This is a genomic window from Actinoplanes subglobosus, from assembly GCF_042650585.1.
Lineage (GTDB): Bacteria > Actinomycetota > Actinomycetes > Mycobacteriales > Micromonosporaceae > Actinoplanes > Actinoplanes subglobosus.
Genome location: NZ_JBHSBL010000010.1, coordinates 18,822 through 37,474, shown reverse-complemented (window position 1 = coordinate 37,474; position 18,653 = coordinate 18,822). Strand labels below are relative to the sequence as shown.

Genomic DNA, 18,653 nt, shown 5'->3' with positions numbered 1-18,653 from the left:
CCCGGCGGTCGCGGCCCGCGGTCAGGCCCGGCGCAACACGCCGGCCAGGCCCGACACTGCCAGGATCCTTGCGACGTACGGCTGAGCGCCCGTCACGCCGAACTCGACCCGTGCCGCCGCGGCCGCACGCACCGCGTCCAGCAGAACGGCCACGCCGGCCGCGTCCACCAACGGGACAGCCGACAGATCCACCTGCACCGCCGGCACACCCTTACCGCCGATCGCGTGCCGCAGACCGATCCGCAGCCGCTCCGCGGTGTCCCGGTCGACCTCGCCACGCACCCGCACCACCAGGGTGTCGCCCTCACGCACCACCGACACCTGCATGCCCGGCCGGGAACCCCGCGTCTCACCCTCCCAGTGCGGCGGGTCGTCGGTGAACATCGCCTCACGCAGCCACGTCAGTGCCCGGCTCAGCAGGCGCGACACATGCATCTGCGAGATGCCCAGCTCGTCGGCGATCTCCGCCTGCGTCCGGTTGCCGTAGAACCGCATCGCCAGCATCCGGCGCTCCCGGGGCGGCATCCGCAACAGCAGATCCGTGACGGTCAGCTTGTCGGTCACCGCCTCCAGATCGGCGTCGACACCACCCAGCAGATCACCGAACTCGGTGGCCCCGTCGTCGGCGACCGGCGCGTTCAGCGAAGCCGGCGAATAACCCGCGGCCGACTCCACCGCCTCCAGCACGGCCGCCTCGGTCACCCCTAGACGATCGGCCAGCTCCCCCGTCGTCGGGGTCCGGGCCAGCATCGTCGTCAGCAGCATCGAGGCGTGACCGACCTCCAGGCTCAGATCCTGCACCCGGCGCGGCACGTGCACGCCCCAGGTGCGGTCCCGGAAGTGGCGCTTCAACTCGCCGGAGATGGTGATCACCGCGTACGCCGTGAACGAGCCGCGCTCCGGATCGTACCGATCGACGGCTTTGACCAGTCCCAGACGGGCGACCTGCTCGAGATCCTCCAGATACTCGCCCCGGCCGCGATAACGGCGGGCGAGCCGCCCGGCGAACGGCAGACAGAAATGGACCAGCCGCTCCCGCGACGCCTCCGCCTCCGCGGGCGCGGCGCCCTCCCGGCGTTCCGCATAGGCCAGCGCGGCCGCGTCGAGATCCTCCAGTGTGCTGTCGGCCGTTTCGCCGGCCTGACCTCGCGAGGGCATGTCACCCCTTCCGGAAGCGGTCCGGGACACTACCGGCTGATCCGGCCGACGCCCCACCATCAGAAGCTACTGCCCGTTTCACCCTCACCCCAAACCCCTCCGTCGCCGCCGACACCGGCCGCCGGGCGTCACGGTGACGGGCGTTCCCGCCGTCGCCGCGCATCCGACCAGGGCCGACCCGGTCGTCGGAGGCCCCTCTCAGCTTCCCCTACGGATGACCGGAACTACCGGAAAGGTGGCCGGCTTCAGCCCATCGCGCGACACGGACCCACCGGTCCCGCCGCATACGCCGTCGTTCCCGCCGTCCGCTCCGCGTCCATCCCCGGCCGTTCGGACCCGCTCGGCCGCTCAGACCTCAGCCGCCCTGACCCGCTCGGTCGCTCTCCCGGTCACCCGGCGCGGCTCGGCGCCGTCCTCCCGTTCGGCCGGCCCCGGCCCCGGCGAGCGGCTGCCTCGCGGAACAAGGACACGAGCACACCATCGATGAACGGATGTGCTCGTCTTCGCAATCACGGTGGTGAGGTCGCACGATCCGGTTTGTGTGTGCGTGACCATCGTTATGGCGATGGCCACGCACACGATCGCGCTTTGTGTGCGTTCACCGTCGTACCTGGCTTCAGGCCGGGAAAGACGGTTCGGGGTCGGGGTCCGGTTCGGGGACGGCGTCGATTCTCGACCTCAGAAGTCGTCGCCGAGTGGGCACTGGGACGAATCGGTGCCACCACTGCCGGCCGATCCCCGAGGGTGCGAGAGAAATCGGCACGAAGGTCACGCGGCCGACCGCTCCGGTGCGCAAAGAATGGGAGCGTGAACAACCACCCACGCCTCTCCGGACGAAACAGTTCGTTCAGGCATCGAAACGCCGATCAGCAACGGACCATCGACGTAACGGTGGACCGTCGGCGTGGGTGGTGGGTCGACTGCCCTTGGTCGCGATGACTGAAATCGTGAGTTGTGATCTTGGGTGAGGCGGGTGGCCTACTGATGGGGGCGGCGTGGGAGGCCGCTGGGGGCCCTCGACGGGTCGTCCAGGGCTTCCGGGACGTCCGGCTGGGCGGGACGGGTCACGCCCGGCCCGGAGCGGGCGGGTAGTCCCGACGGGGCGTTTCCGTCGTCTGCCGGAGCGCCGTCGGGGGCGGCAACCGGCGCGGCCTGGCTCTCGGCCATCGGTAGCCGGGCATTGTGCTGACCCATGTCTGGGGCCTGCAACGGCGAGCGGGACGGGCCCTGCGGAGCGGCGTTGTGCTGACCCATGTCGGGAGCCTGCAACGGACGCGGCCCGTTCTGCTGACCCATGTCCGGCGCCTGCAGCGGACGCGGCGCATTGTGCTGACCCATGTCCGGCGCCTGCAGCGGGCGCGGGGCGTTGTGCTGACCCATGTCGGGAGCCTGCAGCGGGCGCGGGGCGTTGTGCTGACCCATGTCGGGAGCCTGCAGCGGGCGCGGGGCGTTGTGCTGACCCATGTCCGGCGCCTGCAGCGGCGCATGGGCGCCCTGCTGGCCTGGGGCCGGAGCCTGGCGCGGGGCGTTGTGCTGGCCCATGTCGGGAGCCTGTAGCGGCGAATGCGGAGCGGTCTGGGACGGGGCGGCCTCCGCTTGCGGGATGGCGCCCGCGTGCTGACCCATGTCCGGGGCCTGCAACGGTGCGCTCTGCGGCGGGTTGTAGGACTGCTGCGGGAACGACTCGCTGCCGGATGGGGCCGGCATCGACGGCGACGGGAAGGTTCCCGTCTGGTCCGGCTGGCCGGGCGCCGGGAACGCGGAAATGCCGACCGCGCCGGGCTCGGGTGCCGAATCGGGCGTGGGTGGCATGCCGGGTGTCGGTGGCATACCGGGCTCAGGTGACATACCGGGCGCCGGCCGACCGGCGGGGCGCGCCGAACGGGTGAAACGGGGTGCGTCCAGTGGGCTGTTCTGCTGGCTGTAGAGCGGGGGCCTCCGCATGAGTTCGTCCACGTCGTCGGAGAGCGCGGCGCTCGGGGGCGGCATGGCGCCGAACCCGCCCGTGCCCTGAGTGGCGGGCGACGGCCCCCCGGGGCCGGGTGTCACCGGAACGGCGGGCATGCCGCTCGTCGGGGAGTTCGGGGCCTGCGCGTCCTCTCCACCGAACCGGCCTCCGAACACGCCGCTTCCGGCGTCGATGCCGGGCACAGCGGCAGGAGCCGCCCCACCCGGGAAGGGGCCGCTCGGCGCTCCCGGCCCGACCCCGCCCTGGCCGAAACCGCCCTGTCCAGGATCGCCTTGACCGAATCCGCCCTGCCCGAAACCGCCTTGGCCAGGCCCACCTTCGCCGGATGCGCCTTGGCCTGAAGGGCCCGGGCCGAAGCCACCGGAACCTGATGCCGACGGATCGAAGCGGCCTTGGCCCGACGTTCCTTGACCGAAACCGCCGAGACCTGACGGGCCCTCGCCGTAGGCTTCCTGACCCGCTGCCCCGGACCCGAAACCGCCCTGGGTTCCCGGCCCGTAACCACCGGGGCCCGGTACCGCCTGGCCGAAACCGCCGGCGCCCGGGACTCCCGGTCCCCCACCGCCTGGACCAGCGGGACCTCGGCCGAAACCGCCCTCGCCGGGCATGCCGTATGCGGAGCCGGACTCGGCCGGGCCGTTCGATGAGCCCGGACCGAAATCGCTGTGACGGTACCCGCCCTCAGCGGATCCGGCCTGGTCGGCGCCTCCCCACGGGGATGAGCCCGGACCGGAACCGCCCTGACCGGCGGCCTCGTGGCGGAAACCTCCGGCGGCCGGACCGGCCTGGCCCGCGCCACCCCAGCCCTGCGGTGCCTGCCCGAAACCGCCCTCCTGGCCCGGAGTGGTGCGGAACCTGTCCTGGACCACAGCGTCCTGGCCCGTCCAGCTCTGGCCGGAGGCGCCCACAGCAGGTCCGCCCTCCCCAACCGGCATGGCCGGGCCGAAACCGGGTTCGGCTGCGGGGTTTCCGGGGGGCGTCATGCCGGCATGGCCGAACGGGGGCCGGATTCCGGGAGCGTCGTGGCCCTGCCCGCCGTCGGCCGGAGTGGATCCCTCCGAGGCGGTTCCGCCGGGGTAACGGCCGCCCGGGTAGGGACCGCCCCGCTGACCCGCGGGGTCGCCGCCCGGGAAACCGCTGAAGCCTGGAGCCTCACCGCCCGCCGGCGGGAACGACTCGGGAACCGCGCCGGCACCCGGGGCGCCACCGGGTGACGGGGCGCCGGCACCCGGATACGGGGCAGGACCTGACGGTGTGGCGCCGGCAGGCGAACCCGCGCCGGGGAACGGCCCGGAGCCGGGAAGCGAACCCGCGCCGGGGAACGGCCCGGAGCCGGGGAAGGAACCCGCGCCGGGTGCCGGAGCACTGCCCGGGACCTGGGCCGTACCGAACGCCGGAGCGGCTTCCGAGGTGGCATCCGGGGCCGAGGCTGATCCGGAGAACGGCGGGTGGGAACCGTCAGCGCCGGGGACGGACAGTCCGGCGCGGCTGGCCAGGCCGGACCGGGGCTGGGCGGGGCCGGGGAAACCCGGTGCCGGACCGGGGCCACCGGTGGGTGACGTGTCGGCGGGGCCCGTCTGCGGCGTACCGGATGGGCGTGCGGATGCCGAGCCGGGCGCGCCGAGACCGAACGGGCCTGCCGGGACCCCCGGTGGGTTGCCGCCGGCCAGGCCGGAAGCCGCGTGGCTCGCACCGGGAACGGAGAGGCCCGCGTTGCCCGCCGGTGGTTCCTCGGCGATCAGCCACGGTGGGCGGGAGCCCTCGGCCGGTCCGGAACCGCTCGCCTGCCAGGCGCCGGTCGCCTCGGTCGCCCAACTCGGCGCGGACGGGTCGGCGTCGGGGGAACGCAAGCCGGACGATTCGGGTGGTGGCCAGGCTCGGCCGCCCTCGCCCGCCGGGGACGGCCAGTCGTCGGAGGCGTCGGACGGTGGAGGAGGCATCGACCCGGGCGCGGTGTCCCTGCCGGCCGGAAACTCGGCTGGAAACGCGGCTGGAAAGGCTGCGGGAGAGGCGGCAGGATCGGCGGTCCCGCCCGGGATTCCCGGGGTGGCGCCGCCGAGACCGGCAGCGGCCGCACCGAATCCGCCGGCAGCCGCACCGAAAGGCGGATCGAGGGTGTCGAAGGGAGCCGAGAGTGGATCGACGCCGGACGACGGAGCCAGACCAGGACCGGACGGCGAAGCCGGATCCGGACCGGAAGGCGGAGCGAGACCGGGGCCGCGAGGCGAAGCCGGGTTAGCACCGGGAGAATCATTACCAGCAGGTGTTTCACCATATGAGGACTCCTCGACCACCCAGGGCGGTGGTGTGGGCGTTGCGGGTGGCATGAGGCCGGCCCCCGGGTCGGACCAGGCAGGGCGGGTCGCGGCGACGAGGCCGGAGGCTTCGGCGAGGCCGGCGGCGGCGAGGACCTCGGCGGCGGCCTGGGCGGTACGGCAGGGCAGCGGCTCACCGCAGGCGGGGCATTCGGTGATCCCGTCGTGCGGGCCGAGTCCTCCGCCGTGTGCCTCGACCATCTTGGTCGCGGTACGGGCCAGCACGCTCTCCGGTTTGACGTAGGTCGATGCCATCGCCTTGTCTCCCCCATCCCCGCCTGTCCACCTGCCGGGACGACACGTTGGTCCCGCCGGTTGTCTCGGCTCCGCTCCAGTTCACCCCTTCGGGGGTACCCGGAGGGTGGATTTCCCCAGATCAGTGCAGATCCGGGGGCGGGTGAGCGGAAATCGGGACGGGCTGCCGGAACAGGCGGTATGAGTGAGAGGAAATTCACTCACGGTATTGAGCCGTGTTCGCTCCGTAGCATGAAGGCACTTCCAGGAGGTGACCCCCCATGGACGACACCGAGCTGCATCGCGAGCGGATCCTCCGGCACGTCAGCCCGATCATCACCGGCCGTTTCGTCGGCTTCCAGACGTCCTACACCCGTGAGGTGCGCATCGGCCGGCCGGTCGCCCTCGCCGTCTTCCTGCTCGCCGGCATCGCCCAGATGATCGGCTCGTTACTGCGGATGAGCCCGGCCCGGCGCACGCTGAAGGAGCTGCGCAAGGGCCCGGAGTTCCTGGTGACGCCGGTCCGGCTGCGGGACGACCTGGGCCAGACCTACGAGATCGAGATGCACGGGCAGCTGCCGCAGTCGGCACTGCACCGCGGTGACCTGGTGCAGGTGCGCACCGAGCCGCAGCCCGATCCGACCCTGCCGGTACGACTCCTGCAGGTCGTCAATCTGACGACGATGCAGCCGCTCACGCCGCGCATCCCGACCCAGTGGTCGCACATGGGCCCGGCCCTGCTGATCCAGGCGGCGCTGGGTGTGACGATCTTCGGCCTGGTGATGGCCGTCTGGCTGGGATGAATCCCGGCCCCGCGGGGTACGAACACCGCCCATGAAAGATCGTTTGGACATCTGGCGAGAATGGACGGTCGGCACCGGGCGCTCTGCCATCGACAGCGGTCATCATGACGGAGGGGGATGGCGGCTACGGCGCCGCGCAGTCTCCTGGCGTCTCTGACGGCTCGAAAGGTGGTGCGCGGTGGGCGAGAAAGTCGACCAGACCAATTTCACCCGCGAGGACCGGACCCGCTACCGGCAGAAGATCCGCCGTAGCCTCGACGTGTTCGCAACGATGCTGCGTGAGGCACGATTCGAGTTCGAACGTCCACTGACCGGCATGGAGATCGAGCTCAACCTGATCGACGACAACGCCGATCCGGCGATGCGCAACGCCGAGGTGCTCGGTGCGATCGCCGACCCGGATTTCCAGACGGAGCTGGGACAGTTCAACATCGAGATCAACCTGCCGCCCCGGCGGCTGGCCGGCGACGACTTCGCCGAACTGGAGCGCGGTCTGCGGTCCAGCCTCAACCAGGCGGAACGGCGTGCCCGGGCGGCCGGCGCGCACATGGTGACGATCGGCATCCTGCCGACCCTGCGGCGCGAGCACCTCACCGGCGAGGCGCTCACCGTGAACCCGCGGTACCAGCTGCTCAACGAGCAGATCTTCGCCGCCCGGGGCGAGGACCTGGACATCCGCATCGACGGGGTGGACCGGCTGGCCGTCACCACCGACACCATCGCGCCGGAGGCGGCGTGCACGAGCACCCAGTTCCATCTGCAGGTGAGTCCGGCGCAGTTCGCCTCCTACTGGAACGCCTCGCAGATCGTCGCCGGCATCCAGGTCGCGCTGGGCGCCAACTCTCCCCTGCTCTTCGGCCGGGAGTTGTGGCGGGAGACCCGGATCCCGCTGTTCGAGCAGGCCACCGACACCCGGTCGGAGGAGATAAGAGCCCAGGGGGTACGCCCACGCGTCTGGTTCGGCGAGCGCTGGATCACCAGTGTCTTCGACCTGTTCGAGGAGAACGTCAGGTATTTCCCGGCACTCCTGCCGATCTGTGACATCCACGATCCGGCCGAGATCCTGGAGCGTGGCGAGATCCCGGAGCTGAGCGAGCTGCGCCTGCACAACGGCACGGTGTACCGGTGGAACCGGCCCATCTACGCGGTCGTCAACGGGCGGCCGCACCTGCGGGTGGAGAACCGGGTGATGCCGGCCGGGCCGACGGTCGCCGACACGATCGCCAACGCCGCCTTCTACTACGGGCTGGCGCGCACGATCGCCGAGGCGGAGCGGCCACTCTGGACGCAGATGAGTTTCAAGGCGGCCGAGGAGAACTTCCACAACTGTGCCCGGCACGGCATCGACGCCACCGTCTTCTGGCCCGGGCACGGCACACTGCCGGTCACCGAGCTGGTGCTGCGGTGGCTGCTGCCGCAGGCGTCGGCCGGTCTCGACCTGTGGGGTGTCGCCCCGGCCCAGCGGGACCGGCTGCTCGGCATCATCGAGCAACGGTGCCTGCGTCACCGCAACGGGGCGTCGTGGCAGGTGGAGACGTTGCACGCCCTGGAGAGCCAGGGGTACGACCGGGACCGCGCCCTGCACGAGATGGTGCGCCGCTACCTGCCGCTGATGCACGACAACATCCCCGTGCACGAGTGGCCGGCCGCGCCGAAGGTCTGACCGTTCACTGCCCGGCCCGGCCCGCCCGGGCCGGGTCGGGCCGGTTCATCGCGAGGGCCACCGTCACCCCGTCCCGGGCGGTCTTGGGCAGGATCAGCACGGATCCGGGCCCGGCGGCCAGCAGCGCCGCCGCCTCGGCCACACCCGGGGTGCCGGTCGCGGCCGCCACCAGGGCGCTCGGGTTCGGCACCGGGCAGGCCGCCAGCTCCGCCGCGGAGAACCCGGCCAGCCGCCACCCGAACTCCTCGGCCAGATCCCGGAACCGCCGCTCGGCGGCCAGCCGGTCCAGGGTCGCGAGCACCCCGACGTCGGCGGGCCGGACACCGGCCCCGGCCAGCGCGACGCGAACCGGGCCGGCCAGCGCGACCCCGCCGCGGGCGCCCAGGCCCAGCGCGATCACCGTGCGGCCGCGGCGACCAGGTTACGGGCCAGGGACGGCACCCCCGCCCAGTGCAGGTGCAGGTAGGACGCGTGCACCGAACCGGTCGCGAACCCCTCCGGGTCGGCGCCGCGCCACGCCCAAGCCGCACCCGCCGCCGGGGACAGCAGCAGGCCCGACCGCGGGTGCACGGTGGTGCGGTGGAACTCGTGGCCGGTGACACGGGTCCCGGCCGGGGCGAGCGGGCTGTCCGACAGGGCCACCGCGTCCCGGTAGCCGAGGGTCAGCGACGGCGTCATCACCGCCTCGGCGTCGAGCACACCGCACATCGGCCGGCCGTCGAGGGTCCGGCACAGCCAGAGCAGCCCGGCGCACTCGGCGGCGATCACACCGCCGAACCTCGCCACGTCGGCACGCAGTTCCACGTTCTCGGAGAGGGCCGCGGCGTGCACCTCGGGGAAACCGCCGCCGACCACGATCGCGCGGGTCCCCGGCGGCAGCGACCGGTCGTGCAACGGGTCGAACGGGACGACCGTCGCGCCCGCCCCGGTCAGCAGTTCGGTCGTCTCGGCGTACGAGAAGGAGAAAGCCGGACCACCGGCGACCGCGACGACCGGACCACCCGGCACCGGGTCCGCGCTGATCGGGGTCCACGGCGTCGCCGTGAAAGGTGCCGCCGACCGGGCCACCGCGACCACCGCGTCCAGATCGACCGACGCCGCGATCAGATCGGCCATGGCCTCGACCGAGGCAAGCGCCTCGGCCCGGCGTTCGGCCGCCGGCACCAGCCCGAGGTGACGCGACGGCGCGGCGACCGCGTCGGCCCGCCGCAGCGCGCCCAGCACCGGGGTGCCGACCTCCTCGCAGGCGTCCCGCAGGATCTGCTCGTGCCGGTCCGAACCGACCCGGTTGAGGATCACCCCGGCCATCCGCACGTTGCCGAAACTGCGGAACCCGTGCACCAGCGCCGCGATCGACCGGCCCTGCGCCGCCGCGTCCACCACCATGATCACCGGAGCGTCGAGAAGGCCCGCGACCTGCGCGGTCGACCCGCTCTCCCCGGCACCGGTCCGCCCGTCGTAGAGCCCCATGACGCCCTCGACGATCGCCAGGTCGGCGCCCGCCGACCCGTGCGCGAACAGCGGCCCGACCAGGTGCTCACCCACCATCACCGGGTCCAGGTTGCGACCCGGCCGGCCGGCGGCGAGCGCGTGATAGCCCGGGTCGATGTAGTCCGGCCCCACCTTGAACGGCGCCACCCGCGTCCCGCGCCGCGCGAACGCCGCCAGCAGCCCGGTGGCGACGGTCGTCTTACCGTGCCCGCTGGCCGGAGCCGCGATGACGATCCGGTTCACCATTCAATGCCCTGCTGTCCCTTGCGGCCCGCGTCCATCGGGTGCTTCACCTTGGTCATCTCGGTCACCAGGTCGGCGGCCGCGATCAGATCCGGGTGCGCGTCCCGGCCGGTGATCACCACGTGCTGGGTGCCCGGCCGGTTCGCCAGGGTCTCGACCACGTCGGCGACGTCCACCCAGCCCCACTTCATCGGATAGGTGAACTCGTCCAGCACGTAGAACTTGAACGTCTCGGCGGCCAGGTCCCGCTTGATCTGCGCCCAGCCCTCGGCGGCCTCCACGGCGTGGTCGCGCTCGGTGCCGGCCCGCTGGATCCAGGACCAGCCCTCACCCATCTTGTGCCAGGTGACGGGGGCCCCACCGGCCCCGCCGAGAGCCTTGAGCGCGGCCTCCTCGCCCACCTTCCACTTCTCCGACTTCACGAACTGGAACACGCCGATCGGCCAGCCCGCGCTCCACGCCCGCAGCGCCATCCCGAACGCGGCCGTCGACTTCCCCTTGCCGGGCCCGGTGTGCACGGCGAACACCGCCTGCCGCCGACGCTGGCGTGTCGTCAGCCCGTCCTGGGGCACACTGGTCACTTTCCCTTGCGGCACAAAAACCTCCCTTTCCGGTACGGCCACCGCTCCCGCCGAAGCCGAAGCCGTCCCGCCTCTTCCGGCACACGGGCTCGGCGCGGCTCACGCCCCTCACCCTCCACCCCCCAGCCGGCCTCGGACCCCACCCCACGTGGTGACCTACGGTCCGATCCGCGCCCCACGGTCCGGTTCACGCCGCGAGTTGCCACGTGATGGGCCGGGTCAAGCGGCCCGGCGGTAGGCACGATCGCCGGGGGACGCCACGGCCGAGACGCCGTCGCGGCCGGTGACCGGGGCCGGGGTCCGGCGGACGGTGGCGGCTTCGAGCTGGTCGAGGGGCATGACGTCGGCGTTCAGGGCGGCGGCCAGCCTGCGGGCCAGGCCCAGACGGATCGGCCCGGACTCGCAGTCGACGACCACACTCGCCACGCCGGAGAACATCGGCGCCAGGCGCAACGGGTCCGGGCCACTCGTCGCCCGGCCGTCGGTGACGATGATCAGCAGCGGCCGGCGGCGAGGGTCGCGGCGGCGCTCGGTGGCGATCGTGGCGGCGGCCGCCCGCAGGCCGGCGGCCAGCGGGGTGCGACCGCCGGTCCGCAACGCGGCCAGACGCTGCACGCCGACCTCGTGACTGGAGGTGGGCGGCAGCACCACATCGGCGTCGGCGCCCCGGAACGTGATCATCCCGATCCGGTCGCGCCGCTGGTAGGCGTCCCGCAGCAGCGACAGCACCGCCGTCTTGACGAGTGTCATCCGCTTGCGGGCGGCCATCGATCCCGAGGCGTCCACGACGAACAGCACCAGGTTCGCCTCGCGCCCGACATGAACCGACTCCCGCAGGTCGCGCGGCAACACCCGCAGCGCCCGCGCCGGCGAGGCACTCCCCCGCGCCACAGCAGTCCCGCCGCCGGCGAGCACCGCGCGGTCGGGAGCGACACGATCGAGACCGGCGCCACCAACCGCGACACGATCGAGAGCGGCGCCGTCAACCGCAACACGGTCGAGAGCGGCTCGGTCGAGAGCGGCTCGGTCGAGAGCGGCTCGGTCGAGAGCGGCTCGGAGGGTGGCGAAGAGGTGTGGGGCGCCGGAGAGTTTGCCCTGTGGGGGGCGGCTTCCGACTACGCGGCCGCGGCGGGCGAAAGCCGGGGAACGGCGACCGGCGTGGCCGCCCTCGCCTCGGGCGGAGATGCGCAGCGTGCGCGGGCGGTAGGCGGTGCCCGCGGCGGCTACCGCGCCGGACGGGCGCGCGTCACCGGGCGGCTGCGAGTCGTCGGAGGAGGAGGAAGAAGAAGAAGAGGGCGGCGACTGCGGCGGGGCGTCGGCGAGGCCCGGGGCCGGCGGGGGCGGCGTGGCGGAGTCGCCGTGTGGGGGCCGGCTGTCGTCCGTACCGCTGGAGGGGTGGGAAGGTCCGCCGCCGTCTCGCGGGCCGTCACCACCGTCGGGTCCGTCAGGACCGTCGGGATCCGGATCGTCCTCGTCCTCGTCCTCGTCCTCGTCGTCGGAGGAGGAGGAGGAGGAGGAGGAGGAGGAGGCAGCGGCGCGGTCCTCTTCGGCCTGGCGTTCGGCCTCGGCCAGGGCCTCGTCGAGTTTCTGCTCGTCGGTGCCGGGTGGGTCGAGCGGATCGGTGCGCCGGCGGTGCGGGAGGGCGAGCCGGGCCGCGTCGGCGACGTCGCCGGCGGTGACCCGGTCGCGGCCGTGCCAGGCGGCGAGGGCGACAGCGCATCGGGCCACGACGATGTCGGCACGCATGCCGTCGACACCGTAGGCGAGGCAGACCCGGGCGATGCGGTCGAGTTCGGCGTCGGGCAGCCGGACGGACGGCAGCACGGCGCGGGCCGCGGCGATCCGGGCCGCGTACTCACGCTCGTGCTCGTCGAACCGGGCGGCGAACGCGACGGGATCGGCCTCGTAGGCGAGCCGCCGCCGGACCACCTCGGCCCGCTGGGTCGCGTCGCGCGGCGCGGCGACCGTGACGACCAGGCCGAACCGGTCGACGAGCTGAGGGCGGGGCTCGCCCTCCTCCGGGTTCATGGTGCCGACGAGCAGGAACCGGGCGGCGTGTTTGACCGACACGCCGTCGCGCTCGACGTGGGCGCGGCCCATCGCGGCGGCGTCGAGGAGCAGGTCGACGAGGTGATCGGGGAGCAGGTTGACCTCATCGACGTAGAGCACCCCGCGGTGGGCGGCGGCGAGCAGGCCCGGCTCGTACGCCTTGACGCCGTCGCTGAGCGCCCGCTGGAGGTCGAGGGTGCCGACGACCCGGTCCTCGGTGGCGCCGACCGGCAGCTCGACGAGGCTGGCGGCCCGCGCCGCCGACGGCCCGCCGGGTGTGTGCGGGCCGTCGGGGCAGCCGGGGTCGGGCGCTGCCGGGTCGCAGGCGAACCGGCAGCCGTGCACAACCTCCACCTGCGGCAACAGGCCGGCCAGGGCGCGGACCACGGTGCTCTTGGCGGTGCCTTTCTCGCCTCGGACGAGCACGCCGCCGACGGCCGGTGACACCGAGGTCAGCAGCAGGGCGAGGCGCAGGTCGTCGAGGCCCACCACGGCCGAGAACGGGTACGGAGTCGTCACCAGGATCCCTTCCGGCGGGTGTCCACGCCCGCGCGTCGGTTGTCACGAGCGGCCGGAGTTCCTGGCTCCCGGAAATGGTGTCCGGTCACAGTGGCGGGACCGTCCCGGATTCGCACCGGGTTCCTCCGCTACCGCTCGCCGGTCACTCTTTCCTACCGGCCGGTGACCCGTCAACGCGGGGTCCGTCACGGCAGGATGCGCGCCGCCAGGGTCGTCGCGATGCCGTCGAGCTGGCCGGGTGTGAGCGGTGTCTCCTTCTGGGCCGGGCTGCCCGCGAAGAGGTTGAAGGTCTGCATCTGCAGGACGCGCCCGTCGGCCAGTTCGATGACGACGTAGTGGGTCAGCATGCGCTGGTTCGGGTGGTAGGTGGTGTACGCGATCCGCCGGTCGCCCTGGGTGCACGAGCGCTGCCACTCGTTCGGCTCGCAGGTGACCGCCCGTTCCCGCATCAGCCGGTAGTTGTCCTTGAACTTCTGCTGCTTGCGGCACTCGGCGTCGGTCAGGTCGGTGCACGGTTCGAAGGAGAGGATCTCCACGCTCAGCTCGCCGGTACGGCCGCCGGCCTCGATACCCTGCGCCCCCCAGAAGACCTGCTGGGTGGGGACGCCGGACCCGCGGAAGGCGAAGTTCGGCGGCTGCCCGTCGGGCGCCGGACCCGCGTCGGTACCCTCCAGCCGGAGCCAGTGGGCGTCCGGCGCGACGTCGCGGACCGCCTCACCGAGGGCGGACCGCAGCCGGCGCGCGGTCGCCTCGGCTGACTCCTGACCGTCCGCGACCAGGCGGAACCCGTCCGGCACGGTGGAGGCCGACACCTCCGGGGTGGGCGGCATCGCGAGCGGTACGCGCGGCGGCTCCGGGATCAGCAGCGTTCCGGCGGCGGCGACGGCCACGATCACGGCGGCGACCCCGCCGAGTCGCAGGCCGGTCCGGCGGCGTCTCTCCCGCCGGATGATCGCGGGAACGTCGACGGTGCTGGCCGGGGCGTCCGCGACGAGCTCGTCGAAGAGATGCTTGCTCACGATGGCCTTCCTTCGGCGAGGAATCCGCCGCGCAGCGTCTGGAGGCCACGGGCGCTCTGGCTCTTCACGGTGCCGACGGAGATGTCCAGGATCTCGGCGGTCTGCTCGGCCGAGTAGTCGAAGTAGAACCGCAGGATCAGCACGGCCCGCTGGCGTGGCCCGAGCGACGCGAGCAGCGCGGCCAGGGAGGTGCGGTCGGTGACCCGGTCGACGGCGTCGACCGGGTGGTCGGGCAGGATCTCGGCGGCACGCTCGGCGCGCCGCCAGGGGCGGCGTCGCTCGCTCAGCCAGGTCCGGGTCAGGACCTTCTGGGCGTACGCGTCCGGGTTGGCGGCCGCACGCACGTCCCGCCAGTGCCGGTACAGCTTGGCCACGGTCATCGACACGATGTCGTCGGCGGTGTGCCAGTCGGAGCACATCAGGAAGGCGGACCGTCGCCACCGTTCCATCCGCTGCTCCGCGAACTCGCGGAACTCATGGTCGTCCACTCGGGACAAGGTGTTCCCTCCGGTGGGCGAGAGGCAGTGTCACGCGTACGACGCCGCACCCGCCGGACAGGGTTGCACGATCCCGGCCGGGAAGATCAGCTACCGACCGCCTTCTCGGTACCGGGGAGGGGTTCGGGGGCGAGGCTGTCGAGTTCGGCGACGATGTCGAGGACGGCCAGGGCGGATTTCTCCACCAGGGGACGCAGCCGCCGGTAGAGGTCGGCGTCCTCCGGGTCGGGGCGGGTCGGCCGGCCGGTCGGGACGAGGGCGGCGGCACGGTCCAGGTCGGGCAGCTCGCCGAGGGCGTGCCGGGCGAGCAGGCAGGCGCCCAGTGCGGTGCCCTCGGGCACGTCGGCGACGGTCACCGGCAGGTCGAGGGCCGACGCGAGCACGCTCACCCACAGTGGTGAGGCGGCGGCTCCGCCGGTGGCCCGGATCTCGGTGAGCGGGCAGCCCTCGGCGTCGAACGAGTCGCGGACCAGGGCGAGCTGCTGGCAGACACCCTCGACGGCGGCGCGGACCAGGTGCGGGCGGCCGTGCTCTCGGCGCAGACCGAGGTAGCCACCACGGAGCCCGGGCCGCCACCAGGGGGCACGCTCGCCGAGCAGGTAGGGCAGGCAGAGCAGGCCCTCACTGCCGGCGGTGATCCCGGCGGCCTCCTCCAGCAGCCGCGCGTCCCGGTCATCGGCATCCTCACCCGAGCCCGAGCCCGAGCCCGAGCCCGAGCCGGAGCCCGAGCCCGAGCCGGAGCCCGAGCCGGAGCCGGAGCCGGAACCCGAACCGGAGCCGGCGTCGGGGAAGAACGCCTGGCCGGCCCAGCGGACCACCGAGCCGGCGTTGTTGACCGCGCCACCGATCACCCAGCGGTCCTCGGTGAGGGCGTAGCAGAACAGGCGGCCGGCCTCGTCGCCGGTCGGGCGGCCGACGACGGTACGCAGCGCGCCGCTGGTGCCGAGCGACACCGCCCCGACACCGGGCGGGGTGGCGCCGACCCCGAGGTTGGCCAGCGGCCCGTCGGCGGCGCCGATGATCAGCGGGACGTCGCGGGGCAGTCCCGCCGCGGCGGCGACGTCGGCGTGCAGTCGCAGCGCGTGGGTGGTGGGCACGACCTCGGCGAGCTGCTCCGGGCGGATCCCGGCCAGGCCCAGCGCCTCGTCGTCCCAGCGCCGGGAGTGGATGTCGTAGAGGCCGGTCCCGGAGGCGATCGACAGGTCGACGAGGAACGGCCCACCGGTGAGCGCCGCGACGACCAGCTCCTTGACGCCACCCCAGCGAGCGGTGGCCCGCAGCGTGCCCGGATCGTCCTCGGCCCACCAGGCGAGTTTGGTGAGCGGGGACATCGGGTGCACGGGGGTGCCGGTGCGGGCCTGCAGGCGGCGGCCGCGGCCGTCGGCGGCGATCCGCTCGCTCTGGGCGCCGGACCGGTTGTCGGCCCAGGTCACCACCGGGCCCAGCGGCTTGCCGCCGGCGTCCATCGGCACCAGCGCGTGCAGGAACGAGCTGAGACCGATCGCGATCACCCGGTCACCGTTGTCGCGGCAGTCGGCGGCGACGTCGGTGAGCACCTTGACCGCGGCGTCGGTCAGTGCCGCCGGGTCGAGCTCGGCACGGCCCGGACCGGGGACCGACAGCGGGTAGTGGACGCTGGTCAGGGCGCGGATCTCACCGCCGGGACCGGCTGCTATCCCCTTGGTCGAGGTGGTCCCGGTGTCGATACCGATCACGACGTCCATGCGTGTCCTCCCGCCGTACCGAGACGTGTGCGAAGCCTTTCATGCCCGGCGGGGCCGAAACGTGAACGCCCCACCGGTGGGAAACCGGCGGGGCGTTCACGGACGTGCCGATGGATCAGCGCTGCTCGACCGGGACGAAATCCCGGACCGGCGACCCGGTGTAGATCTGCCGCGGGCGGCCGATCTTGTTGGCCGGGTCGACCATCATCTCGCGGTACTGCGCGATCCAGCCGGGCAGCCGACCGATAGCGAACAGCACCGTGAACATGTCGGTCGGGAAATTCATGGCCTTGTAGATCAGGCCGGTGTAGAAATCGACGTTCGGGTACAGCTTGCGGGAGATGAAGTACTCGTCGGAGAGCGCGATCTCCTCGAGCTTGAACGCGATCTCCAGCAGCGGATCGGGCTTGTCGAGAGTCGACAGCATCTCCTGGGCCGCCTTCTTCACGATGGCGGCGCGCGGGTCGTAATTCTTGTAGACCCGGTGGCCGAAGCCCATGAGCTTGACGCCTTTTTCCTTGTTCTTCACGCGAGTGACGAACGAGTTGACGTCTCCGCCGTCCTTGCGGATCTGCTCGAGCATCTCGAGGACGGCCGCGTTGGCACCACCGTGCAGCGGGCCCGAGAGGGCGCCGATGCCGGCCGAGATGGAGGCGAACAGGTTGGCCTGCGAGGAGCCGACCAGGCGCACCGACGAGGTCGAGCAGTTCTGCTCGTGGTCGGCGTGCAGGATGAACAGCATGTCCAGGATCTTCGCGACCTTGGGGTCGACGTGGTACTGGACGGTCGGCAGGCCGAACGTCAGGCGCAGGAAGTTCTCGACGTAGTCCAGCGAGTTGTCCGGGTACGGCAGCGGGTGGCCGATGGACTTCTTGTACGTGTACGCCGCGATCGTCGGAAGTTTCGCCATCAGGCGGATTGCGGAGATATCGACCTGCTCGGAGTCGAGCGGGTCGAGCGCGTCCTGGTAGAACGTGGACAGCGCGGTGACCGCCGACGACAGCACCGACATCGGGTGCGCGTTGCGCGGGAAGCTGGAGAAGAAGGTGCGCATCTCCTCCTGCAGCAGCGTGTGCACCCGGATCTTGTCCGCGAAGTCCTGCAGCTGCGCGGCGGTGGGCAGCTCCCCGTTCATCAGGAGGTAGGAGACCTCCAGGAAGGTGCTCTTCTCGGCGAGCTGCTCGATCGGGTACCCGCGGTACCGCAGGATGCCCTGGTCACCGTCGATGTAAGTGATCGCCGACTTGGTCGACGCGGTGTTCACGAAACCCTGATCGAGGGTTACGTAACCGGTCTCCTTCAGCAGAGCACTGACGTCGATGCCGCCCGGACCGTCGACGGCCTTCGTGACCGCCATCGACAACTGACCACCAGGGTGGTCGAGCTTGACATCCGTCATGTATTTCCCTCACTTCACCGGCAGATGTCCCAAGGATTTTGCCGTTCACCGTAAACCCTCAACCTGAATGGGTCATCAGGTGGCCACCTGTTGAGGCATTGGTCACCAGTACGTATGGGTCGTTGCGCCATAGACAATGGTCGGTATATTGCGACTTCGTTACGGGAGGGCCCATGCAGATCCCGAGTCAGGGACCCGTCGTCGTGGGGATCGGCGACCCGGTGACCGACGCGGCCGCGGTCCGCCTAGCCGCGCGGGAGGCGTGCTCCCGCGGACGGGTGTTGCAGGTGGTGCACGCTTTCACCGGGCCCGGCGACGCCGGCTGGGGCCCGGCCCGGCGGAGTGCCTCGCATCTGGTCGAGGAGGCGGTCTCCGCAGCTCAGCGTTCCACACCCGGGGTCGACGCGCGGCCGCAACTGGTGGATGGCCCTCCCGGGCGGGTACTTCTGCGCCTGAGCAGGGGCGCCGTCCTGGTGGTCGTGGGCGGCCCGCTGGTCGAGGTGGTGGCGCGGGCCTGGTGCCCGGTGGCGGTGGCCCGGGCCCAGCGGACCCCGTCCGGGCCGGTGGTGGCGGCCGTCGACGGTTCGCCCTACGCCGCGCTGGCGCTGCGGTTCGCGGTGGAGGCGGCCGGGCGGCGGGGCGGGATCGCGCACGCGGTGCACGTCACCGGGCCCGGACGGGAGGCCGACGGGGAGCGGGTGCTCGATGAGGCGGTGGCGCGGGCGGGCGCGGTGGCCGTACACCGCAGGGTCCTGATCGGTCCGGCCGGGACCACGCTGGTCCGCATGTCGCGCCGGGCCGGTCTCCTCGTGCTCGGCCCGCGGGGGCCGAACGCGGCCGGGAGGCTCGGCACGGTCGCCGAGGAGGTGCTGCGCCGGGCGGCCGGTCCGGCGGTCTTCGTGCACGGTGCGCGCCGACCGGCAGGTTTCGTGAAGCCCGGTGACGCGGTGCCCGTATTGCTACCGTTGACGCATACATAGGTCTTCGGG

13 protein-coding genes and 1 riboswitch are annotated in these 18,653 nt (G+C 72.5%); of the genes, 3 read left to right on the top strand and 10 right to left on the bottom strand.

Features of this window, described 5'->3' with window-relative positions:
- Nucleotides 1-21: 21 nt before the first annotated feature.
- The gene (locus tag ACFO0C_RS10520; protein WP_378066397.1) at nucleotides 22-1,158 is read right to left on the bottom strand and encodes a SigB/SigF/SigG family RNA polymerase sigma factor; all 1,137 of its coding nucleotides are present in this window, start codon (nucleotides 1,156-1,158) and stop codon (nucleotides 22-24) included.
- Between the two features lie 978 nt (nucleotides 1,159-2,136).
- Nucleotides 2,137-3,147, bottom strand: a complete 1,011-nt coding sequence (locus tag ACFO0C_RS10515) for a hypothetical protein (RefSeq protein WP_378066396.1) — start codon at nucleotides 3,145-3,147, stop codon at nucleotides 2,137-2,139.
- A gap of 2,810 nt (nucleotides 3,148-5,957) precedes the next feature.
- Here ACFO0C_RS10515 and ACFO0C_RS10510 point away from each other — a divergent pair.
- Together ACFO0C_RS10510 and ACFO0C_RS10505 are read left to right on the top strand one after the other, a co-directional pair.
- The gene (locus ACFO0C_RS10510; RefSeq protein ID WP_378066395.1) at nucleotides 5,958-6,479 is read left to right on the top strand and encodes a hypothetical protein; all 522 of its coding nucleotides are present in this window, start codon (nucleotides 5,958-5,960) and stop codon (nucleotides 6,477-6,479) included.
- A gap of 178 nt (nucleotides 6,480-6,657) precedes the next feature.
- Nucleotides 6,658-8,142, top strand: a complete 1,485-nt coding sequence (locus tag ACFO0C_RS10505) for a glutamate--cysteine ligase (RefSeq protein ID WP_378066394.1) — start codon at nucleotides 6,658-6,660, stop codon at nucleotides 8,140-8,142.
- Nucleotides 8,143-8,146: 4 nt separating this feature from the next.
- Here the strand turns inward: ACFO0C_RS10505 and ACFO0C_RS10500 are convergent, their stop codons facing one another.
- The 8 genes from ACFO0C_RS10500 to ACFO0C_RS10465 form a co-directional block, all read right to left on the bottom strand.
- A complete protein-coding gene (locus tag ACFO0C_RS10500) occupies nucleotides 8,147-8,542 on the bottom strand; it encodes a cobalamin biosynthesis protein (protein WP_378066393.1) in 396 nt (131 codons plus the stop codon).
- Nucleotides 8,539-9,879 (bottom strand): cobyrinate a,c-diamide synthase, encoded by a 1,341-nt coding sequence (locus ACFO0C_RS10495; RefSeq protein WP_378066392.1) that lies wholly within the window; start codon nucleotides 9,877-9,879, stop codon nucleotides 8,539-8,541. Before ACFO0C_RS10495 ends, ACFO0C_RS10500 begins: the two co-directional genes overlap by 4 nt.
- A complete protein-coding gene (gene cobO / locus ACFO0C_RS10490; RefSeq protein WP_378066391.1) occupies nucleotides 9,873-10,472 on the bottom strand; it encodes a cob(I)yrinic acid a,c-diamide adenosyltransferase in 600 nt (199 codons plus the stop codon). Before cobO ends, ACFO0C_RS10495 begins: the two co-directional genes overlap by 7 nt.
- Before the next feature lie 204 nt (nucleotides 10,473-10,676).
- Nucleotides 10,677-13,025, bottom strand: coding sequence for a VWA domain-containing protein (locus ACFO0C_RS10485; RefSeq protein ID WP_378066390.1), 2,349 nt, complete (start codon nucleotides 13,023-13,025; stop codon nucleotides 10,677-10,679).
- A 33-nt stretch (nucleotides 13,026-13,058) separates the two neighbouring features.
- A riboswitch (cobalamin riboswitch) is annotated at nucleotides 13,059-13,176 on the bottom strand.
- 34 nt (nucleotides 13,177-13,210) lie between these two features.
- Nucleotides 13,211-14,044, bottom strand: a complete 834-nt coding sequence (locus ACFO0C_RS10480; RefSeq protein ID WP_378066389.1) for a hypothetical protein — start codon at nucleotides 14,042-14,044, stop codon at nucleotides 13,211-13,213.
- Nucleotides 14,041-14,532, bottom strand: coding sequence for a SigE family RNA polymerase sigma factor (locus tag ACFO0C_RS10475; protein WP_378066388.1), 492 nt, complete (start codon nucleotides 14,530-14,532; stop codon nucleotides 14,041-14,043). The genes ACFO0C_RS10480 and ACFO0C_RS10475 overlap by 4 nt, the downstream gene beginning before the upstream one ends.
- A gap of 95 nt (nucleotides 14,533-14,627) precedes the next feature.
- Nucleotides 14,628-16,265, bottom strand: a complete 1,638-nt coding sequence (locus tag ACFO0C_RS10470; protein WP_378066387.1) for a gluconokinase — start codon at nucleotides 16,263-16,265, stop codon at nucleotides 14,628-14,630.
- Between the two features lie 115 nt (nucleotides 16,266-16,380).
- On the bottom strand, nucleotides 16,381-17,664 hold the full coding sequence (locus ACFO0C_RS10465; protein ID WP_378066386.1) for a citrate synthase: 1,284 nt from the start codon (nucleotides 17,662-17,664) through the stop codon (nucleotides 16,381-16,383).
- A 173-nt stretch (nucleotides 17,665-17,837) separates the two neighbouring features.
- On the opposite strand from ACFO0C_RS10465, the gene ACFO0C_RS10460 reads away from it, so the two are divergent.
- The gene (locus ACFO0C_RS10460; RefSeq protein WP_378066385.1) at nucleotides 17,838-18,644 is read left to right on the top strand and encodes a universal stress protein; all 807 of its coding nucleotides are present in this window, start codon (nucleotides 17,838-17,840) and stop codon (nucleotides 18,642-18,644) included.
- Nucleotides 18,645-18,653 lie beyond the last annotated feature (9 nt).